Origin of the sequence: Cellulomonas sp. ACRRI (assembly GCF_022346185.1) — a bacterium.
Lineage (GTDB): Bacteria > Actinomycetota > Actinomycetes > Actinomycetales > Cellulomonadaceae > Cellulomonas.
This window is the reverse complement of record NZ_JAKRMS010000107.1, coordinates 1-15,375: the sequence shown is the minus strand read 5'-3', so window position 1 is coordinate 15,375 and position 15,375 is coordinate 1. Positions and strand designations below refer to the sequence as shown.

Below are 15,375 nucleotides of genomic sequence, written 5' to 3'. Positions count from 1 at the left end.
CCCGGCGACCCCCTGCTCGCGGACCCCGCCCGGCTCGAGGACCACGCGGTCGAGCGGGCCGCGGCCGTCGGCGAGGTGCTGCCGGTGATCGGTTTCTACCTGCAGTCCGCCATCCGCGGGCCCCGGCTCTCCCTCGACTTCTGGCGCCGGTTCGCGGAGCTGGAGGCGGTGGTGGCGATCAAGGCGGCGCCGTTCGACCGGTACCGCACCCTCGACGTGGCGCGCGCCGTCGCCGGCGCGTCCCGCGGGGCGGAGATCGCCCTCTACACGGGGAACGACGACGCGATCGTCGCGGACCTGCTGGCCGACCTCACCTTCGACGGGCCGGACGGCGCGCCGGTCACGCGGCGGGTGGTGGGCGGGCTGCTCGGGCACTGGTCGGTGTGGACGCGTCGCGCCGTCGAGCTGCACGCGCAGGCGGGGCGGGCGCGCGCCGGCGACCGGGAGGCGCTGGCCGACCTGGTCGCGCGGTCCGCCGCGGTCACCGACGCCAACGCGGCGCTGTTCGACCCGCAGCACGGGTTCGCCGGCTGCATCGCGGGCGTGCACGAGGTGCTGCGCCGGCAGGGCCTGCTCGCCGGCACCTGGTGCCTCGACCCGGACGAGACCCTGTCGCCGGGGCAGGCGGCCGAGATCGACCGGGTGCTCCGGCTGCACCCCTGGCTGTCCGACGACGCGTTCGTCGCCGAGCACCTCGACGGGTGGCTGGCGTGACGGCCGTCCTGGTCGCGGTGCCGCCGGACCTCCGGGCCGCGTTCTTCGACGCCGCCGCCGAGGCGGAGCTGCGCGCGGCGGCCGCCGCGCTGGGCGGGGACGTGGCGTGGCTCGACGGTGGCGCGGCGCTCGCCGGCGCGACCCGCTGGCCCGGGGTCCGCGTGCTGGTCACCACCTGGGGGCAGCCGCCGCTGGACGCCGGCCTGCTCGACCGGCTGCCGGCGCTCGGCCTCGTCGCGCACACCGGCGCGACGGTCCGGCCGTTCCTCACGCCCGCCGTCGCGGCGCGCGGGATCGCGGTGACGCAGGCCGGGCAGGGGATGGCGCGGTCGGTCGCCGAGGTGGCGCTCGCGTTCACCCTCGCGCTGCTGCACCGCGTGCCGCGGTTCGACCACGCGCTGCACGCGGGCGCGCCCTGGGCCGCCGCGGAGGCGGCGCCCCCGCGGCACGAGGTGCTCGGGACCACGATCGGCGTGGTCGGCGCCTCGCGAACGGGCCGGGCGAACATCGCGCTGCTCCGGGCGCTCGGCGCGCACGTCCTGGTCAGCGACCCCTACCTGACCACGGAGGACGCCGCGACGCTGGGGGTGGAGCCCGTCGCGCTGGACGACCTGCTGCGGCGCTCGCGGGTCGTGGTGCTGCACGCGCCCTCGCTGCCCGCGACCCGGCACCTGATCGACGCACGACGCCTGGCCCTGCTGCCCGACGGGGCCGGCCTGGTCAACACCGCGCGGTCCTGGCTGGTGGACGAGGCGGCCCTGCTGGCCGAGCTGCGCACCGGGCGGATCGACGCGGCGCTGGACGTGTTCGACGAGGAGCCGCTCCCCGGCGACCACCCGCTGCGGGGGCTGCCGAACGTGCTGCTCACGCCGCACCACGCGGCGGGCACCGTGGAGGGCCGGCTGCGGCAGGGCGGCATCGTGGCGGACGAGGTGGCGCGGTACGCGCGCGGCGACGCGCTGCGGCACGCGGTGACGGACGAGGACCTGGAGCGGATGGCATGAGCGGGCACGGGGCACGGGTGCGGGAGCGGTGGACGGCGGGGCAGCCGGCGCGCGGCGTGTGGAGCACGCTGCCCGACCCGGTGGTGGCGGAGCTGCTCGGCCGGGCCGGCTACGACTACGTGTGCGTCGACCTGCAGCACGGGATGACCGGCCCCGGCACGGTGCTCCCGGTCCTGCAGGCCCTGCGGCACACCCCGGCGACGACGCTCGTCCGGGTGCCCGGGCCCGATCCGGAGCCGATGATGCGCGCGCTGGACCTGGGCGCGGACGGGGTGGTCGTCCCCATGGTCGACACCCCGGAGCAGGCGGCGGCCGCGGTCGCCGCGTGCACCTACCCGCCCGGCGGCGTCCGGTCCTGGGGCCCGGTGTGGGGCGACGTCGACGGCGCGGCGCCCTCGCCGGCCGAGGCGGACGCCGGCCGGCTCGTGGTCGTCATGGTGGAGACGGCGGCCGGGCTGCGGAACGCCGCGGCGATCGCAGCGGTGCCGGGCGTGGCCGCGGTCTACGTCGGGCCGAACGACCTCGCGCTGTCCCTCGGCCACGGTCGCGCGACCTACGCGACCTCGCCGGACGTGCACGCGGCGCTCGACGGCCTCGTGGCCGCGGCGGCCGGCGCGGGGACCGTGCTGGGCCTGCACTGCGCGACTCCCGAGATGGCGGCGTACTGGCAGGCGCGCGGCGTGCGGATGCTCACCGTCGCCACCGACACGACCCTGCTGCGGGCCGGCTCGGCGGACGCACTCGCGCGGGCCGGCGGCGACCCGCGGGCCGGTGCGCCGGCCGCGCCGGCCGGGGGTGCGCGGTGACCGGGGCGCCCGTGCTGCGCGACGTCGCGCCGGCCGTGACGACCTGGACCCCGCGGGAGTCCCGGCTGCGCGCCGGCGTCGGCCGCGCGGACATCACCCCGCCGGTCGGCGTGCGGGCCCACAACTGGGGCGCGTCCCGCACCGAGGTCGCCACCGGCGTGCACCGGCCGCTGACCGCCACCGCGCTCGCCTTCCACGACCCGGGCGCCGGGCGGTGGCGGTACCTGCTGACGCTCGACCTGGGCTGGTGGCGGGACGCGGCGTCCTTCGAGCGGCTGCGCGACCCGCTGCTGCGGGCCCTGCGGGCGGAGCCCGACGACCTGCTGCTGCACCTGGTGCACACCCACGCGGGCCCGTCGGTGTCGGACCTGGGGCTGGACCTGCCCGGGGCGGACCTCCTCGACGGCTACCAGCGCAGCCTCGAGGCGGGGGCGCGCACCGCCTGCCGCACGGCGCGGGACGCCGCCGTCGACGCCGTGGTCACCTGGGGCTCGGGGTGGTCCGACCTGGCCGTCGCCCGGAACCTGCCGTGCGGGGACCGGGACGTCGTCGCGTTCGACCCGGGGACGCCCGCCGACGGCACCCTCGTCGTCGGGCGGGTGTCGCCGGCCGCCGGCGGGGCGCCGCTCGGCGTCCTGCTCAACTACGCCTGCCACCCGACCACGCTCGCGCACCGCAACAGCCTGGTGTCGCCCGACCTCGTGGGGGCCGCGCGCGAGGTGGTCGAGGCCGCGACGGGGGCGCCGTGCCTGTTCCTGCAGGGCGCCTCGGGCGAGCTGTCGCCCCGCGAGCAGTACGGGCCGGGCACCGAGCAGGCGGACCGCAACGGCCGGGCGCTCGGGCACGCCGCCCTGGCCGTGCTCGAGCAGCTCGGTGACCCCGGCACCCGGCTGCGGTTCGACGGCGTGGTCGAGTCCGGCGCCCCGCTCGGCCTGTGGGTCCGCGAGCCCGCCCCCGACCCGGCCGGGGTGCGCTGCGTCGCGCGCACCGTCCCGCTCGCGGCGCGGCCGGCGCCGACCGCGGCGCAGGTCGCCGAGCAGTGGGCCGGGATCGACCCGGTCGCGGCCGCGGAGCGCGTGCGCCGCGCCACCCGGCTGGCCGACGGCTACGTGGCGGACGGCGTCGCCGCCCACCCGCTGTGGGTCTGGGGCCTCGGCGACGCCGTGCTGGTGGCGCACCCGGGCGAGGCGTTCTCCGCCCTGCAGACCGAGCTGCGCCGCCGGCACCCCGACCGCGCGGTGCTCGTCCTCAACCTCACCAACGGCCCCGGGTTCGTCTACCTGCCGGACCGGGCCTCCTACGACCGCGACCGGTACCAGGTGTGGCAGACGCTCCTGGCCCCGGGCGGCCTGGAGGACCTGACCGACGCCGCCGACGCCCTCGTCGCCGCCCTGCCCCGACCCCGCGAGGTGACCGCATGACCGCTCCCGCCGCACCGTCCGCCGCTCGGCCCACCGCCCCGACCGGCCGCTCCGTCGTCGTCACCGGCTCGTCCTCCGGGATCGGCCGGGCGATCGCGCACCGGCTCGCCGCGGACGGCTGGGCCGTCGTGGTCGTCGGCCGCGACGCCGGTCGGGTGGACGCGGTGGTGGCCGAGGTCGTGGCCGCCGGCGGGACCGCGGCCGGGTGCGTGGGCGACGTCGCCGATCGCGCCCTGCACCCCCGGCTGCTCGCGGCGGCGCTCGGGCTGGCGCCGCTCGGCGGCTGGGTGAACTGCGCCGGCACCACCGTCCGCAACGGGCTCACCGAGCTGTCCGAGCAGGTCACGCTCGACATGGTCCGCGGGAACCAGCTCGGCTCGCTGTGGGGCTGCGAGACCGCCGTCGCGCACTGGGTCGCCGAGGGCCTCGGCGGGTCGGTGGTCACCATGTCGTCCGTGCACGGCCGCGCCGCCTACCCCGAGCACACCGTCTACGAGATGACCAAGGCCGCGGTCGAGGCGCTCACCCGGTCGGTGGCCGTGACCTACGCGGCCCGCGGCATCCGGGCCAACGCCGTCGCCCCGGGCGCAGTGCGGTCCCCCGCGCTCGAGGCGTCCTTCGGGCGCGCCCCGGACCCCGCGGCGGCCGAGGCGTTCCTCGCCCGGCGGTCGCCGGCCCTGCGCATCGCCGAGCCGGAGGAGGTCGCCGCGGTCGTCGCCTTCCTGCTCTCCGACGACGCGTCGTACGTGTCCGGGCAGACGATCGCGATCGACGGCGGCTGGACCTCGGCGCTCGGGGCAGACCCCGAGGACGCGGGCGCGCGGCGGTCGGGGGTGGGCGCGTGACGCTACGCAGCGCCGGCTGGTTCGCCGGGGACGACGAGGTGGCCGTGCTGCACCGGGTCGCCCTGCGGCTCGGGCCCGAGGACGCCGGCCGCCCCGTGATCGGCATCGCGGACACCGCCTCCGACCTCAACCCGTGCAACGCCGGGTTCACCGCGCTCGCCGAGCACGTCGCCGACGGGGTCCGCGCGGCGGGCGGCGTCCCGGTGCGGTTCCCCGTGATGTCGCTGGGCGAGGACCTGATGAAGCCGTCCGCGATGCTCTACCGGAACCTCGTCGCGATGGAGCTCGAGGAGACCGTCCGCGCGTACCCGCTCGACGGCGTCGTCCACCTCGCGAACTGCGACAAGACCGTCCCCGCCGCGCTCATGGCCGCCGCCAGCGCGGACGTGCCCGCCCTGCTGCTGCTCGGCGGCGCGCGGTCGGCGCCGGAGTTCCGCGGCCGGGCGCTGGGGGCGGGCACCGACCTGTGGCGCGCGCTCGACGACCGGCGCGCCGGCGTGCTCGACGACGCCGGCTGGCGCGGCCTGGAGCAGTGCCTGGCGTGCGCCGGCCCCGGCGCCTGCAACGTCATGGGCACGGCGTCGACGCTCGCGATGCTGACCGAGGCGATGGGCATGGCCCTGCCGGGGACCGCCCTGCTCGACGCCGTGGGCCCCGACATCGAGGCGGCGGCCCGGGCGACGGGCGAGCGGCTCGTCGCCATGGTGCGGGCCGACGAGCGCCCGTCGGGCCGGCTCACCCAGGCGGCTCTCGACACCGCGGCGCGGGTGCTCGCGGCCGTGGGCGGCTCCACGAACGCCGTCATCCACCTGGCCGCGGTCGCCGGGCGGCTGGGGCTCGACGCGTCCCTCGACCGGTTCGACGCCCTGTGGCGGGACGTGCCGCTGCTCGCGGACGTCGAGCCGTGCGGGTCGGGCCTGGTGCACCGGCTGCGCCGCGACGGCGGGCTGCCGACGGTGCTCGCCGCGCTGGGCGCCGGGGGCCTGGTCGACCTGGACGCCGTGGCCGGCGACGGGCGCGCGTGGCGCGACGTCCTGCCGGGCTACCCCGCGCCGGGGGCGGACGGCTCGCTGGTGCGGACGCTCGCCGACCCCGTGCTGCCGGCCCCGACCCTCGCGGCCGTCTCCGGCACGCTCGCCCCGTCGGGCGCCGTGATCAAGGTCGCCGCCGCGAGCCCCGACCTGCTCGCGCACACCGGGCGGGCCGTGGTCTTCGACTCCTACGACGACATGCGGACCCGGCTCGACGACCCCGCGCTCGACGTCGACCCCGGCGACGTCCTCGTCGTCCGCGGCTGCGGCCCCGTCGGCGTGCCTGGCATGCCCGAGTGGGGCATGGCGCCGATCCCGCAGCGCCTCGTGGAGCGCGGCGTCCGCGACATGGTGCGCGTCAGCGACGGCCGGATGAGCGGCACGTCGTTCGGCACCGTGGTGCTGCACGTCGCGCCCGAGGCGGCCGTGGGCGGCCCGCTCGGGCTCGTCGAGGACGGCGACCGCGTCCGGCTCGACGTCCCCGCGCGGCGTCTCGACCTGCTCGTGCCGGACGCCGAGCTGGCACGCCGGCGGTCCGCCCGCGGGGCGGCCCCGCGGGCGGGGGCGCGGCACCTGCGCGGCTGGCCGCGCCTCTACGCCGACCACGTGCTGCAGGCCGACCGCGGCGCCGACCTGGACTTCCTGACCGCGCCCACCCCGGCGCACCGCACCTTCGTCGAACCCGTCGTGGGCCGCTCGTGACCGCGCCCCGCGACCCCCACCCGACCGCACGACCCACTCACCGAGGAGACCCGATGTCCGCACCGCGGCCCCTGGCCGGCGTCCTGCCGGTCGTCCAGACCCCGTTCACCGCCGACGGGACGATCGACGAGGCCGCGCTGCGCCGCGAGGTCGACTGGGTCGTCGACCAGGGCGCCCACGGCGTCACCACCGGCATGGTCAGCGAGATCCTGCGCATGACCTCGACCGAGTGCGCCCGGCTCGCGGAGGTGGTCGCCGAGCAGGCGCGCGCCCGCGGGGCCCTGGCCGTCGTGAGCTGCGGCGCCGAGTCGACGTTCGGCGCGGTCGAGGCCGCGCGGCACGCCGAGGCCGTCGGCGCCGACGCCGTCATGGCGATCCCGCCGATCACGGTGCAGCTCGGGGACGACGCCCTGTTCGGCTACTACTCCGCGATCGTCGAGGCCACCGGCCTGGGCGTGGTCGTCCAGGACGCGTCCGGGTACGTGGGCCGGTCGCTGTCCATCGACCTGCAGATGCGGCTGCTGGACCGGTACGGCGAGCGGGTGTACTTCAAGCCGGAGGCGGCCCCGATCGGCCAGCGCCTCACCCAGCTGCGCGAGGCGACCGGCGGCCGCGCCCGCGTCTTCGAGGGCACCGGCGGCGCCGCGCTCGTCGACTCCTACCGGCGCGGCGTCGTCGGGACCATGCCGGGAGCGGAGGTGACCTGGGCGATCGTGCGGCTCTGGGAGCTCGTCGAGGCCGGCAGGTGGGACACCGCGTACGAGATCAGCGGACCCCTGTCCGCCCTCGTCGCGCTGCAGACCTCGATCGACGTGTTCGTGGCCGTCGAGAAGCACCTGCTGGTCCGGCAGGGCGTGCTCGAGCGCACCGACGCACGGGCGCCGCACGGCTTCGTGCTCGACCACGAGACCCGCGAGGAGGTGGACCGGCTGTTCGACCTGCTGCGCGCCCGCACGCTGTCGGCCCGGGCCGCGTGACGCGCGGCCGGGCCGCGGCCGTGCGAGGCTCCCTGGGGTGACCGACCTGCGCACCGTCCCGCTGCCCGACCGCCGGATCGACACGCGGGGCCTCGTCCCCCGGGACGCCCCCGAGGCGCGGGTGCTCGGCGAGGTCCGGGCCCGGCTCGGCGAACGGCCGCTGCACGACGCCCGCGACGGCTCCGTGGTCTGGGTCGACATCGACGCGTGCAGCGTGCACCAGTGGGCCGGCGGGGACCACGCGCGGGACGCCGTGACCAGCGTGCCGTCGCAGGTCTCCGTCGCGTGGCCCGCTGCGCGCGGCGGCCTGCTGCTCGCGACCGCCGACGGGCTCGGGGTGCACGACGGGACGACGCTCGGGCCGCTCACCCGGCCGGAGGGGATGCCCGCGGGCTACCGGTTCAACGACGGCGCGTGCGACGGCGCCGGCCGGCTCTGGGTCGCGACCATGCCGCGCGACGGCTCGGTCGGCGACGGCACGGTGTACCGCGTGGTGGCGCGCGGCGAGGGCGACGGCCCCCTGGAGGTGACCGCGGCGATCACCGGGGTCGGCTGCGGCAACGGCGTCCAGTGGAGCCCGGACGGGGCGACGCTCTACCTGACCGACACCGGCACCTGGACCGTGTACCGGGCGCCGTACGACCAGGCGACGGGCAGCGCGGGGGTGCCGGAGGCCTTCCTGTCCTTCGACCCGTCCGGCCCGAAGCCGGACGGCACGACCGTGGACGCCGACGGCTGCCTGTGGGTGGCGCTGTACGGCGGTGGCGCCGTCCTGCGGTTCGCGCCGGACGGCAGCCCGCTCGGGGCGGTGCGGGTGCCGACGGCGCAGGTCACCTGCCTGGGGTTCGGGGCGCCCGGGTCCGGGCGGGCGTACGTGACGACCGCGCACGCGGACGGGGACCCGCTGGCGGGGGCCGTGCTCGGGGTGGACGTGGCGGTCGACGGGCTGCCGGTGCGGGCGTTCGGGGAGGGCTGACCCGGCGCAGGGAGGGCTCAGGGCGGGAGGTCGGCCCCGGGTGCCAGGGTGAGCCGGGCGCCGAGCGCATCCGCCAGCCGGACCAGCGTGTCCCGCGTGGGGTTCCCGAGTCCTCGCTCGATCCGGCTGATGTCGGCCTGCTGCACCGCGGCCCGCTCGGCGAGGGCGGACTGGGTCAGACCGCGCGCGCGTCGCACGTCGTCACGGCGGTCCACCCGTCACCCCGTGACGCGGTCCAGGACCACCGGGCAGCCCGCGAGGTGGTCGTCGACGACGCCGCACGCCTGCATCGCCGCGTACGCCGTGGTCGGCCCGACGAACCGGAACCCGTGCCGCTTGAGCTCCTTGGCGAGCGCCGCCGACTCCGGGGTGGACGCGGGCAGCTCGGCGAACGTCCGCGGCCGCGGCCGCGGGGCCGCGTCGACCGGCGCCGCCGACCAGAACACCTCGTCGAGGCTGAGCCCGCGGCCGTGCAGGTCGAGCAGGGCGCGCGCGTTGGCGACGGCGGCCGTGATCTTGGCCCGGTTCCGGATGATCCGGGTGTCGGCCATGAGCCGCTCGACGTCGTGCTCGTCGTACCCGGCGACCACGGCGGGGTCGAACCCGTCGAAGGCCGCCCGGAACCCCTCGCGGCGGCGCAGGATCGTGATCCACGCGAGGCCCGACTGGAACGCCTCGAGGGTCAGGCGCTCGTAGAGCTCCCGCTCGCCGTGCACCGGGCGGCCCCACTCCTCGTCGTGGTACTGCTCGTAGAGCGGGTCGCCGTCGCCGAAGCACCGGCGGCGGTCTGCGGGGGCGTCGCTGCTCGTCATGCCGCCACTCTGCCGCAGGTGTCCGACACCCGGCGGCCGCCCTCCACAACCCGCGCCACCTCGTCGGCTGGGGACGACGGGGACGAGGCGTCCACGATGCGGTCGCCACTTGTCTGACTCGTGAGACGGCGTAAGGTCGGCCGGGCGCTGGAGCACCGACCGTCCCGCGAGCCGACCTGGAGCCGACCCCGACGTCACCGGTGGTCCGCGCCACCCGGATCGTCGAGGAGTCGCCACCCATGTCAGCCACCACCGCGCCCACCACCACGCCGCCGGCCGCGTCCCGGCCGCTCAACTCGCCGTCCCGCGTCATCGCGGCGAGCCTCGTGGGCACCACCATCGAGTTCTACGACTTCTACGTGTACGCGACGGCCGCCGTCCTCGTGTTCCCGAAGCTGTTCTTCCCGACGGGCAACGACACGACGGCGCTGCTCGCGTCGTTCGCGGTCTTCGGCGCCGCGATGGTCGCCCGCCCCATCGGCGCCATCTTCTTCGGCCACCTCGGCGACCGCCGCGGCCGCAAGACCACCCTGGTCTACTCGCTGCTCACGATGGGCGTCGCGACGTTCCTCATCGGCCTGCTGCCGACGTTCGGCCACATCGGGGTCGGCGCGACCGTCGCCCTCCTGGTGCTGCGGCTCGCGCAGGGCTTCGCGCTCGGCGGCGAGTGGTCCGGCGCGGCGCTGGTCGCGACCGAGAACGCCCCGGCCGGCAAGCGCGCCTGGTACGGCACGTTCCCGCAGCTCGGCGCCCCGCTCGGCTTCATCATCGCCAACGGCATCTTCCTGATCATCAACGGCGCGCTCGGCCAGGGCTCGGACGCGTTCATGTCCTGGGGCTGGCGCGTGCCGTTCCTGTTCTCCGCCGTGATGGTGGTCATCGGCCTGTGGGTGCGGCTCAAGCTGGTCGAGTCCGAGGCGTTCACCCAGGCCGAGAAGAAGGGCACCATCACCAAGGTGCCGCTCGGCACGACGCTGAAGTTCCACTGGCGCGAGACCCTGCTCGGCACGTTCATCATGCTGGCGACCTACGTGCTGTTCTACCTGATGACCAACTTCACGCTGACCTACGGCACCCGCGCCGTCGCCCCCGAGGACGGCGAGCCCGGCGGCCTGGGGATCCCGTACGTGCACTTCGTGCTCATGCAGATCATCGGCGTGCTGTTCTTCGGCATCTTCACGATGCTGTCCGGCCCCCTGGCCGACCGGCTCGGCCGCCGGCGCCTGCTCATCGGCGTCACGTCGGCGATCGTCGTGTTCGGGCTGACGTTCCCGCTGTTCCTCACGGTGCGGGACGACCTGGTGTTCACCGGCGCGCTGACCCAGGCGTTCCTGGTGCTCGGCTTCCTGCTCATGGGCGCGACGTTCGGCCCGATGGGTGCGCTGCTGCCCGAGCTGTTCCCGACGAACGTCCGGTACACGGGCTCGGCGGTCGCCTACAACGTGTCGTCGATCCTCGGGGCCGCGCTGGCCCCGATCGTCGCGCTCGCCCTGTGGGCCGCGGCCGACGGCAGCACCTGGCTGGTCGGGGTGTACCTGTCGGCGATGGGCGTGCTGACCCTGCTCGCGCTGGTCCTGTCGAAGGAGACGAAGGACCAGGACTACGCGCGCTCGTCCCACGCGGACTGACCGCCGCGACCACCGCACCCGTGCGCCGAGATAGGACCGCGCGCGCGAGATAGGACTGCCCACGGTCCTATCTCGCCGCGGCGGTCCTATCTCGGCGCCGTGCTGGCCGGGTGAGGGAGACCGGGCCGGGCCGCCGGGCCGCCGGGCTCAGGCCAGGGCCGACAGGGCCTTCCGGATGCGCTTCTCGCTCACCGGCACCGGGGTGCCGAGCTGCTGCGCGAACAGGCTCACCCGGAGCTCCTCCAGCAGCCAGCGGACGTCGTCGAGCGCCGCGAGGTCGGCCGGCACGGGCGTCCGGCTCGTCACCCGCGCACGGGTCTGCCCGAGCAGCTGCTCCAGGTCCCGGACCTGCCAGGCGAGCTGCTCGTCGCGCGCCGGGTTGCCGGCGGCCTTCTCGAGCCGGTGCGCCGCCGCGCGCAGGTACCGCGCGAGGTGGGGCAGCCGGTCGGCGCCGGTCTCGGAGACGAACCCGTCGTGCACCAGCCGCTCGGCCTGCTCCTGCACGTCGCGGACGGTGCCGAGCAGCGCCAGCGAACGGGTGCCGCGCACGGCGCCGTCGAGGTCGCGCGCGGCGGCGAGCACCCCGACCAGGTCCTGCACCACGCGGTGCACGGCGTCCTCGAGCCGGTCGCGGACGAAGCCGCGCGCGGCGGCGTAGGTGTCGGCGGACCGGACGGCGGTGGCGGGTCGACCGGCCAGGTGCTCGGTCAGCAGCCGGTCGACCGTCGCGAGCTGCACGTCGGCGACCAGCGCCTCGGTGCTCGGGTACGGGCTGGCCGCGAGCGTCAGCGCCTGCGTGCCGGACCACCGCGACGTGATCCGACCCGTGGCCAGGCCGACGTCGCGGAGCAGCAGCCGGCGCAGGCCGCGGCGGTGCCGGACGGCCTGGTCGCCCGCGTCGGCCAGCACCTCGACCCGGACGGTCGCCGCCGGGCCCGCGCCGTGCTCGACCAGCGCGGGGTAGCCCCGCACGGTCAGGCCGCTGGCGTCCTGCGTCTCGACGCGCTCGGGCAGCGTGCCGCCGGGCAGGTCCGCGGGCCAGGTGTCGAGGTCGGTGCCGTCGAAGCCGGGCAGCGCGGGCGTCGCCGGCCGGGCGCCGGGACCGGGGACGGCGGCACCGCCGCGCGCGGGAGCCGCCGTGCCCCCGGCGTCGTCGGCCGACGCCCCGGACCGGGTCCGCGCGTCCGCCATCGCGTCCCGCACCGCGGTCCGGACGGCGGTGCTCACCGCGTCCTGGGTCCGGGCCGCGAGCGTGCGCTGCAGCACGGCGAGCTCCTTGCCCTCGTCGAGCACGCGGCCGCGGTCGTCCACGACCCGGAACGTCATCCGCAGGTGCGGCGGCAGCCGGTCGAGGTCGATGGCGCCGTCCGGCACGTCGACGTCCCGCAGCGCCCGGACCGCCTGCCGGAAGGCGGTCTCGTACGACGGGGCGGCGTCGGCGGCCCGCACGGTGTCCTCCCAGGAGGCGGTGTGCGCGTCGAGCCAGCCCACGACGTCGCGCGCGACGTCCGGCGCGGGCACGAGCTGCACGCGCACCGGCTTCGGCAGCGCGCGGATGGTCGCCGTCACCAGCTCCTCGCGCAGCCCCGGGACCATCCAGTCGAAGCCCTCGGGCCGCACCCGGGCCAGCGCGACCAGCGGGACGTGGACGGTGACGCCGTCGGCGTCGGCGCCCGGCTGGAACTGGTAGGTCAGCGGCAGCGCCAGGTCGCCCTGCGGCCAGGTCGACGGGAACGACGACTCGTCCACCCCGGCGTCGTCGGCCACGAGCAGCTCGCGGGTGAACGTCAGCAGGTCCGGGTCCTCGCGGCGGGCGACCTTCCACCACTGGTCGAAGTGCCGCGCGGACACGACGTCGTCCGGGATCCGCTCGTCGTAGAAGTCGAACAGCGCGTCGTCGTCGACCACGAGACCCCGGCGCCGGGACCGGGCCTCGAGGTCCTCGGCCTCCTTCAGGAGCCGGCGGTTCTCGGCGAAGAACGCGTGGTGCGTGGTCCAGTCGCCCTCGACCAGCGCGTGCCGGATGAACAGCTCGCGCGCGTGCTCGGCGTCGACCGTGCCGAACAGCACCCGCCGCCCGGTGACGATCGGGACGCCGTAGAGCATGACCCGCTCCAGGGCCATGGCGGCGCCCTGCTTGGACGACCAGGACGGCTCGGAGTACGACCGCTTCACCAGGTGCCCGGCCAGGTCCTCGGCCCACTCGGGCTGGATGCGCGCGGCGTCGCGGGCCCAGAGCCGGGAGGTCTCGACGAGCTCGCCCGCCATCACCCAGGCCGGCGGCTTCTTGGCCAGCCCGGAGCCCGGGAAGATCGCGAACTTGGCGCCGCGCGCGCCGAGGTACTCGTTGCGGCCGCGCCGGTCGGGCGTCCGGCCGCCGTCACTACGGCCCTTGCCGCGGGGAGCGGACGCACCCGAGAGGTCCGACGCCTCCTGCATGCCGATCTGCGACAGCAGACCGGACAGCAGCGCGACGTGCACCCGGTCGGCGTCCCACTCCAGCCGGTGCGCGCCGCGGCCCTCCGTCGCCGGGTCCCGCTCCTCGGAGAGGTCGCGGTCGGTGCGGCGCGGCGGGTTCATCGTGATGCCGAGGGGCTTCGCGAGCTCCTTGAGCTGCGTGACGACGTCCTGCCACTCCCGCAGGCGCAGGTAGTTGAGGTACTCCGACCGGCACAGCCGGCGGAACGCGGACCCGGACAGGTCGCGCTGCGCGTCGCGCACGTACTGCCAGAGGTTCAGGTACGCCAGGAAGTCGGAGGTCGGGTCGGCGAACCGGGCGTGCATCTGGTCGGCCTGGGCGCGCTGCTCGACCGGGCGCTCGCGCGGGTCCTGGATCGACAGCGCGGCGGCGACGATCATCACCTCGCGCGCGACGCCCCGGCGGCCGCCCTCGACGATCATCCGCGCCAGCCGCGGGTCCATCGGCAGCTGGGCGAGCGCCCGCCCGGTCTCGGTGAGCCGGGTGCCGCCCTGCGACGCGTCGAGGGCGCCGAGCTCGGTGAGCAGCTGGACGCCGTCGCGGACCGCGCGGGTGTCCGGCGGGTCGACGAACGGGAACGACGCCACGTCGTCCGGCCCGGCCGCCACCCCGACGGAGATCATCTGCAGGATCACCGAGGCGAGCGAGGTGCGCAGGATCTCGGGCTCGGTGAACCGGGGTCGGGACGCGAAGTCGTCCTCGGAGTACAGGCGGATCGCGATGCCGTCGGCGACGCGGCCGCACCGGCCGGACCGCTGGTTCGCCGACGCCTGGGAGATCGGCTCGATCGGCAGCCGCTGCACCTTGGTGGCCTTGGAGTACCGGGAGATGCGCGCGGTGCCCGGGTCGACGACGTACCGGATCCCCGGCACGGTCAGGGACGTCTCGGCGACGTTGGTGGCCAGCACGACGCGGCGGGTGCCGTGCGGCTGGAACACCCGGTGCTGCTCCGCGGCGGACAGCCGGCCGTACAGCGGCAGCAGCTCGACGGCGTCCGGGCGACGCGCGTCCTGCACGCGCGGGCCCAGGTGGCCGCGCAGCGCCTCCTCGGCGTCCCGGATCTCCCGCTCGCCGGACAGGAACACCAGCACGTCGCCGGGTCCCTCGGCCGCGAGCTCGTCCACGGCCTCGCAGATGGCGGACATGAGGTCGCGGTCCTCGGCGGGGGGCGGGGTCTTCGCGCCCTTCGAGGCGGCGCCGCGGGAGCCGGCGCGCGGGCGGGCGTCGTCGGCGTCCAGGTCGTCGGGGTCGTCCGTCGGCCGGTCCGGGGACAGCGGCCGGTACCGGATCTCCACCGGGTAGGTGCGTCCCGTGACCTCGACGACCGGTGCCGGGACGCCGTCGGGGTGCTCGTCGTCCGCGGGGCCGGCGAAGTGCGCGGCGAACCGCGCGGAGTCGATCGTCGCCGACGTGATGACGACCTTGAGGTCGGGGCGCCGCGGCAGCAGCTGCGCGAGGTAGCCCAGGATGAAGTCGATGTTGAGCGACCGCTCGTGCGCTTCGTCGATGATGAGCGTGTCGTAGGCGCGCAGCTCCGGGTCGCGCTGGATCTGCGCGAGCAGGATGCCGTCGGTCATGACCTTGACCAGCGTCCGCTCGGACGACTCGTCGGTGAATCGCACCTGGTAGCCGACGAGCTCGCCGATCGACGTGCCGAGCTCCTCGGCGATCCGCTCGGCGACCGTGCGCGCGGCGATCCGGCGGGGCTGGGTGTGGCCGATCTGCCCGTCCCGGCCGCGGCCGAGCTCCAGGGCGATCTTGGGGAGCTGGGTGGTCTTCCCGGAGCCGGTCTCGCCCGCGACGATGACGACCTGGTGGTCGCGGATCGCGTCGGCGATCTCGCGGCGGCGCGCCGAGACGGGGAGCTGCTCGGGGTAGACGACCGGCGGGAGGACCACGGCGCGCCGGGCGTCGGCGAGGGCGGTCAGGCGGCGGGCGCGGGCCTCCCGGCCGCGGCGGGGGTTCTGGGCGCGGCCGGGA

12 protein-coding genes are annotated in these 15,375 nt (G+C 76.7%); 9 read left to right on the top strand and 3 right to left on the bottom strand.

Features of this window, described 5'->3' with window-relative positions; genetic code table 11:
• The 8 genes from MHY85_RS16250 to MHY85_RS16215 form a co-directional block, all read left to right on the top strand.
• On the top strand, positions 1-714 hold a 714-nt coding region (locus tag MHY85_RS16250), incomplete at its 5' end, for a dihydrodipicolinate synthase family protein (RefSeq protein WP_374233871.1).
• Positions 711-1,718: a hydroxyacid dehydrogenase gene (locus MHY85_RS16245; RefSeq protein WP_239198116.1), complete on the top strand. Its 1,008-nt coding sequence runs from the start codon at positions 711-713 to the stop codon at positions 1,716-1,718. The genes MHY85_RS16250 and MHY85_RS16245, both read left to right, overlap by 4 nt.
• Entirely contained in the window at positions 1,715-2,524 is an 810-nt protein-coding gene (locus MHY85_RS16240) for an HpcH/HpaI aldolase/citrate lyase family protein (RefSeq protein ID WP_239198114.1), read from the top strand. Before MHY85_RS16245 ends, MHY85_RS16240 begins: the two co-directional genes overlap by 4 nt.
• Positions 2,521-3,945 carry a hypothetical protein gene (locus MHY85_RS16235; RefSeq protein WP_239198112.1) on the top strand — a complete coding sequence of 475 codons (1,425 nt, stop codon included), beginning with the start codon at positions 2,521-2,523 and terminating at the stop codon, positions 3,943-3,945. Before MHY85_RS16240 ends, MHY85_RS16235 begins: the two co-directional genes overlap by 4 nt.
• Positions 3,942-4,790: an SDR family NAD(P)-dependent oxidoreductase gene (locus tag MHY85_RS16230; RefSeq protein ID WP_239198110.1), complete on the top strand. Its 849-nt coding sequence runs from the start codon at positions 3,942-3,944 to the stop codon at positions 4,788-4,790. The genes MHY85_RS16235 and MHY85_RS16230 overlap by 4 nt, the downstream gene beginning before the upstream one ends.
• A complete protein-coding gene (locus tag MHY85_RS16225; RefSeq protein ID WP_239198108.1) occupies positions 4,787-6,523 on the top strand; it encodes a dihydroxy-acid dehydratase in 1,737 nt (578 codons plus the stop codon). Before MHY85_RS16230 ends, MHY85_RS16225 begins: the two co-directional genes overlap by 4 nt.
• Positions 6,524-6,576: 53 nt before the next feature.
• Positions 6,577-7,500 carry a dihydrodipicolinate synthase family protein gene (locus MHY85_RS16220; protein ID WP_154729148.1) on the top strand — a complete coding sequence of 308 codons (924 nt, stop codon included), beginning with the start codon at positions 6,577-6,579 and terminating at the stop codon, positions 7,498-7,500.
• Between the two features lie 37 nt (positions 7,501-7,537).
• Positions 7,538-8,476, top strand: coding sequence for an SMP-30/gluconolactonase/LRE family protein (locus tag MHY85_RS16215; RefSeq protein WP_239198106.1), 939 nt, complete (start codon positions 7,538-7,540; stop codon positions 8,474-8,476).
• Positions 8,477-8,493: 17 nt separating this feature from the next.
• On the opposite strand, the gene MHY85_RS16210 is transcribed toward MHY85_RS16215, so the two are convergent.
• The gene (locus tag MHY85_RS16210; RefSeq protein WP_239198104.1) at positions 8,494-8,691 is read right to left on the bottom strand and encodes a helix-turn-helix domain-containing protein; all 198 of its coding nucleotides are present in this window, start codon (positions 8,689-8,691) and stop codon (positions 8,494-8,496) included.
• A 3-nt stretch (positions 8,692-8,694) separates the two neighbouring features.
• Positions 8,695-9,288 (bottom strand): DNA-3-methyladenine glycosylase I, encoded by a 594-nt coding sequence (locus MHY85_RS16205; protein WP_239198102.1) that lies wholly within the window; start codon positions 9,286-9,288, stop codon positions 8,695-8,697.
• Between the two features lie 239 nt (positions 9,289-9,527).
• On the opposite strand from MHY85_RS16205, the gene MHY85_RS16200 reads away from it, so the two are divergent.
• Positions 9,528-10,916 carry an MFS transporter gene (locus MHY85_RS16200; RefSeq protein WP_239198100.1) on the top strand — a complete coding sequence of 463 codons (1,389 nt, stop codon included), beginning with the start codon at positions 9,528-9,530 and terminating at the stop codon, positions 10,914-10,916.
• Between the two features lie 147 nt (positions 10,917-11,063).
• Here the strand turns inward: MHY85_RS16200 and hrpA are convergent.
• The coding region (gene hrpA, locus MHY85_RS16195) for an ATP-dependent RNA helicase HrpA (RefSeq protein WP_374233866.1) at positions 11,064-15,375 on the bottom strand (4,312 nt) is incomplete at its 5' end.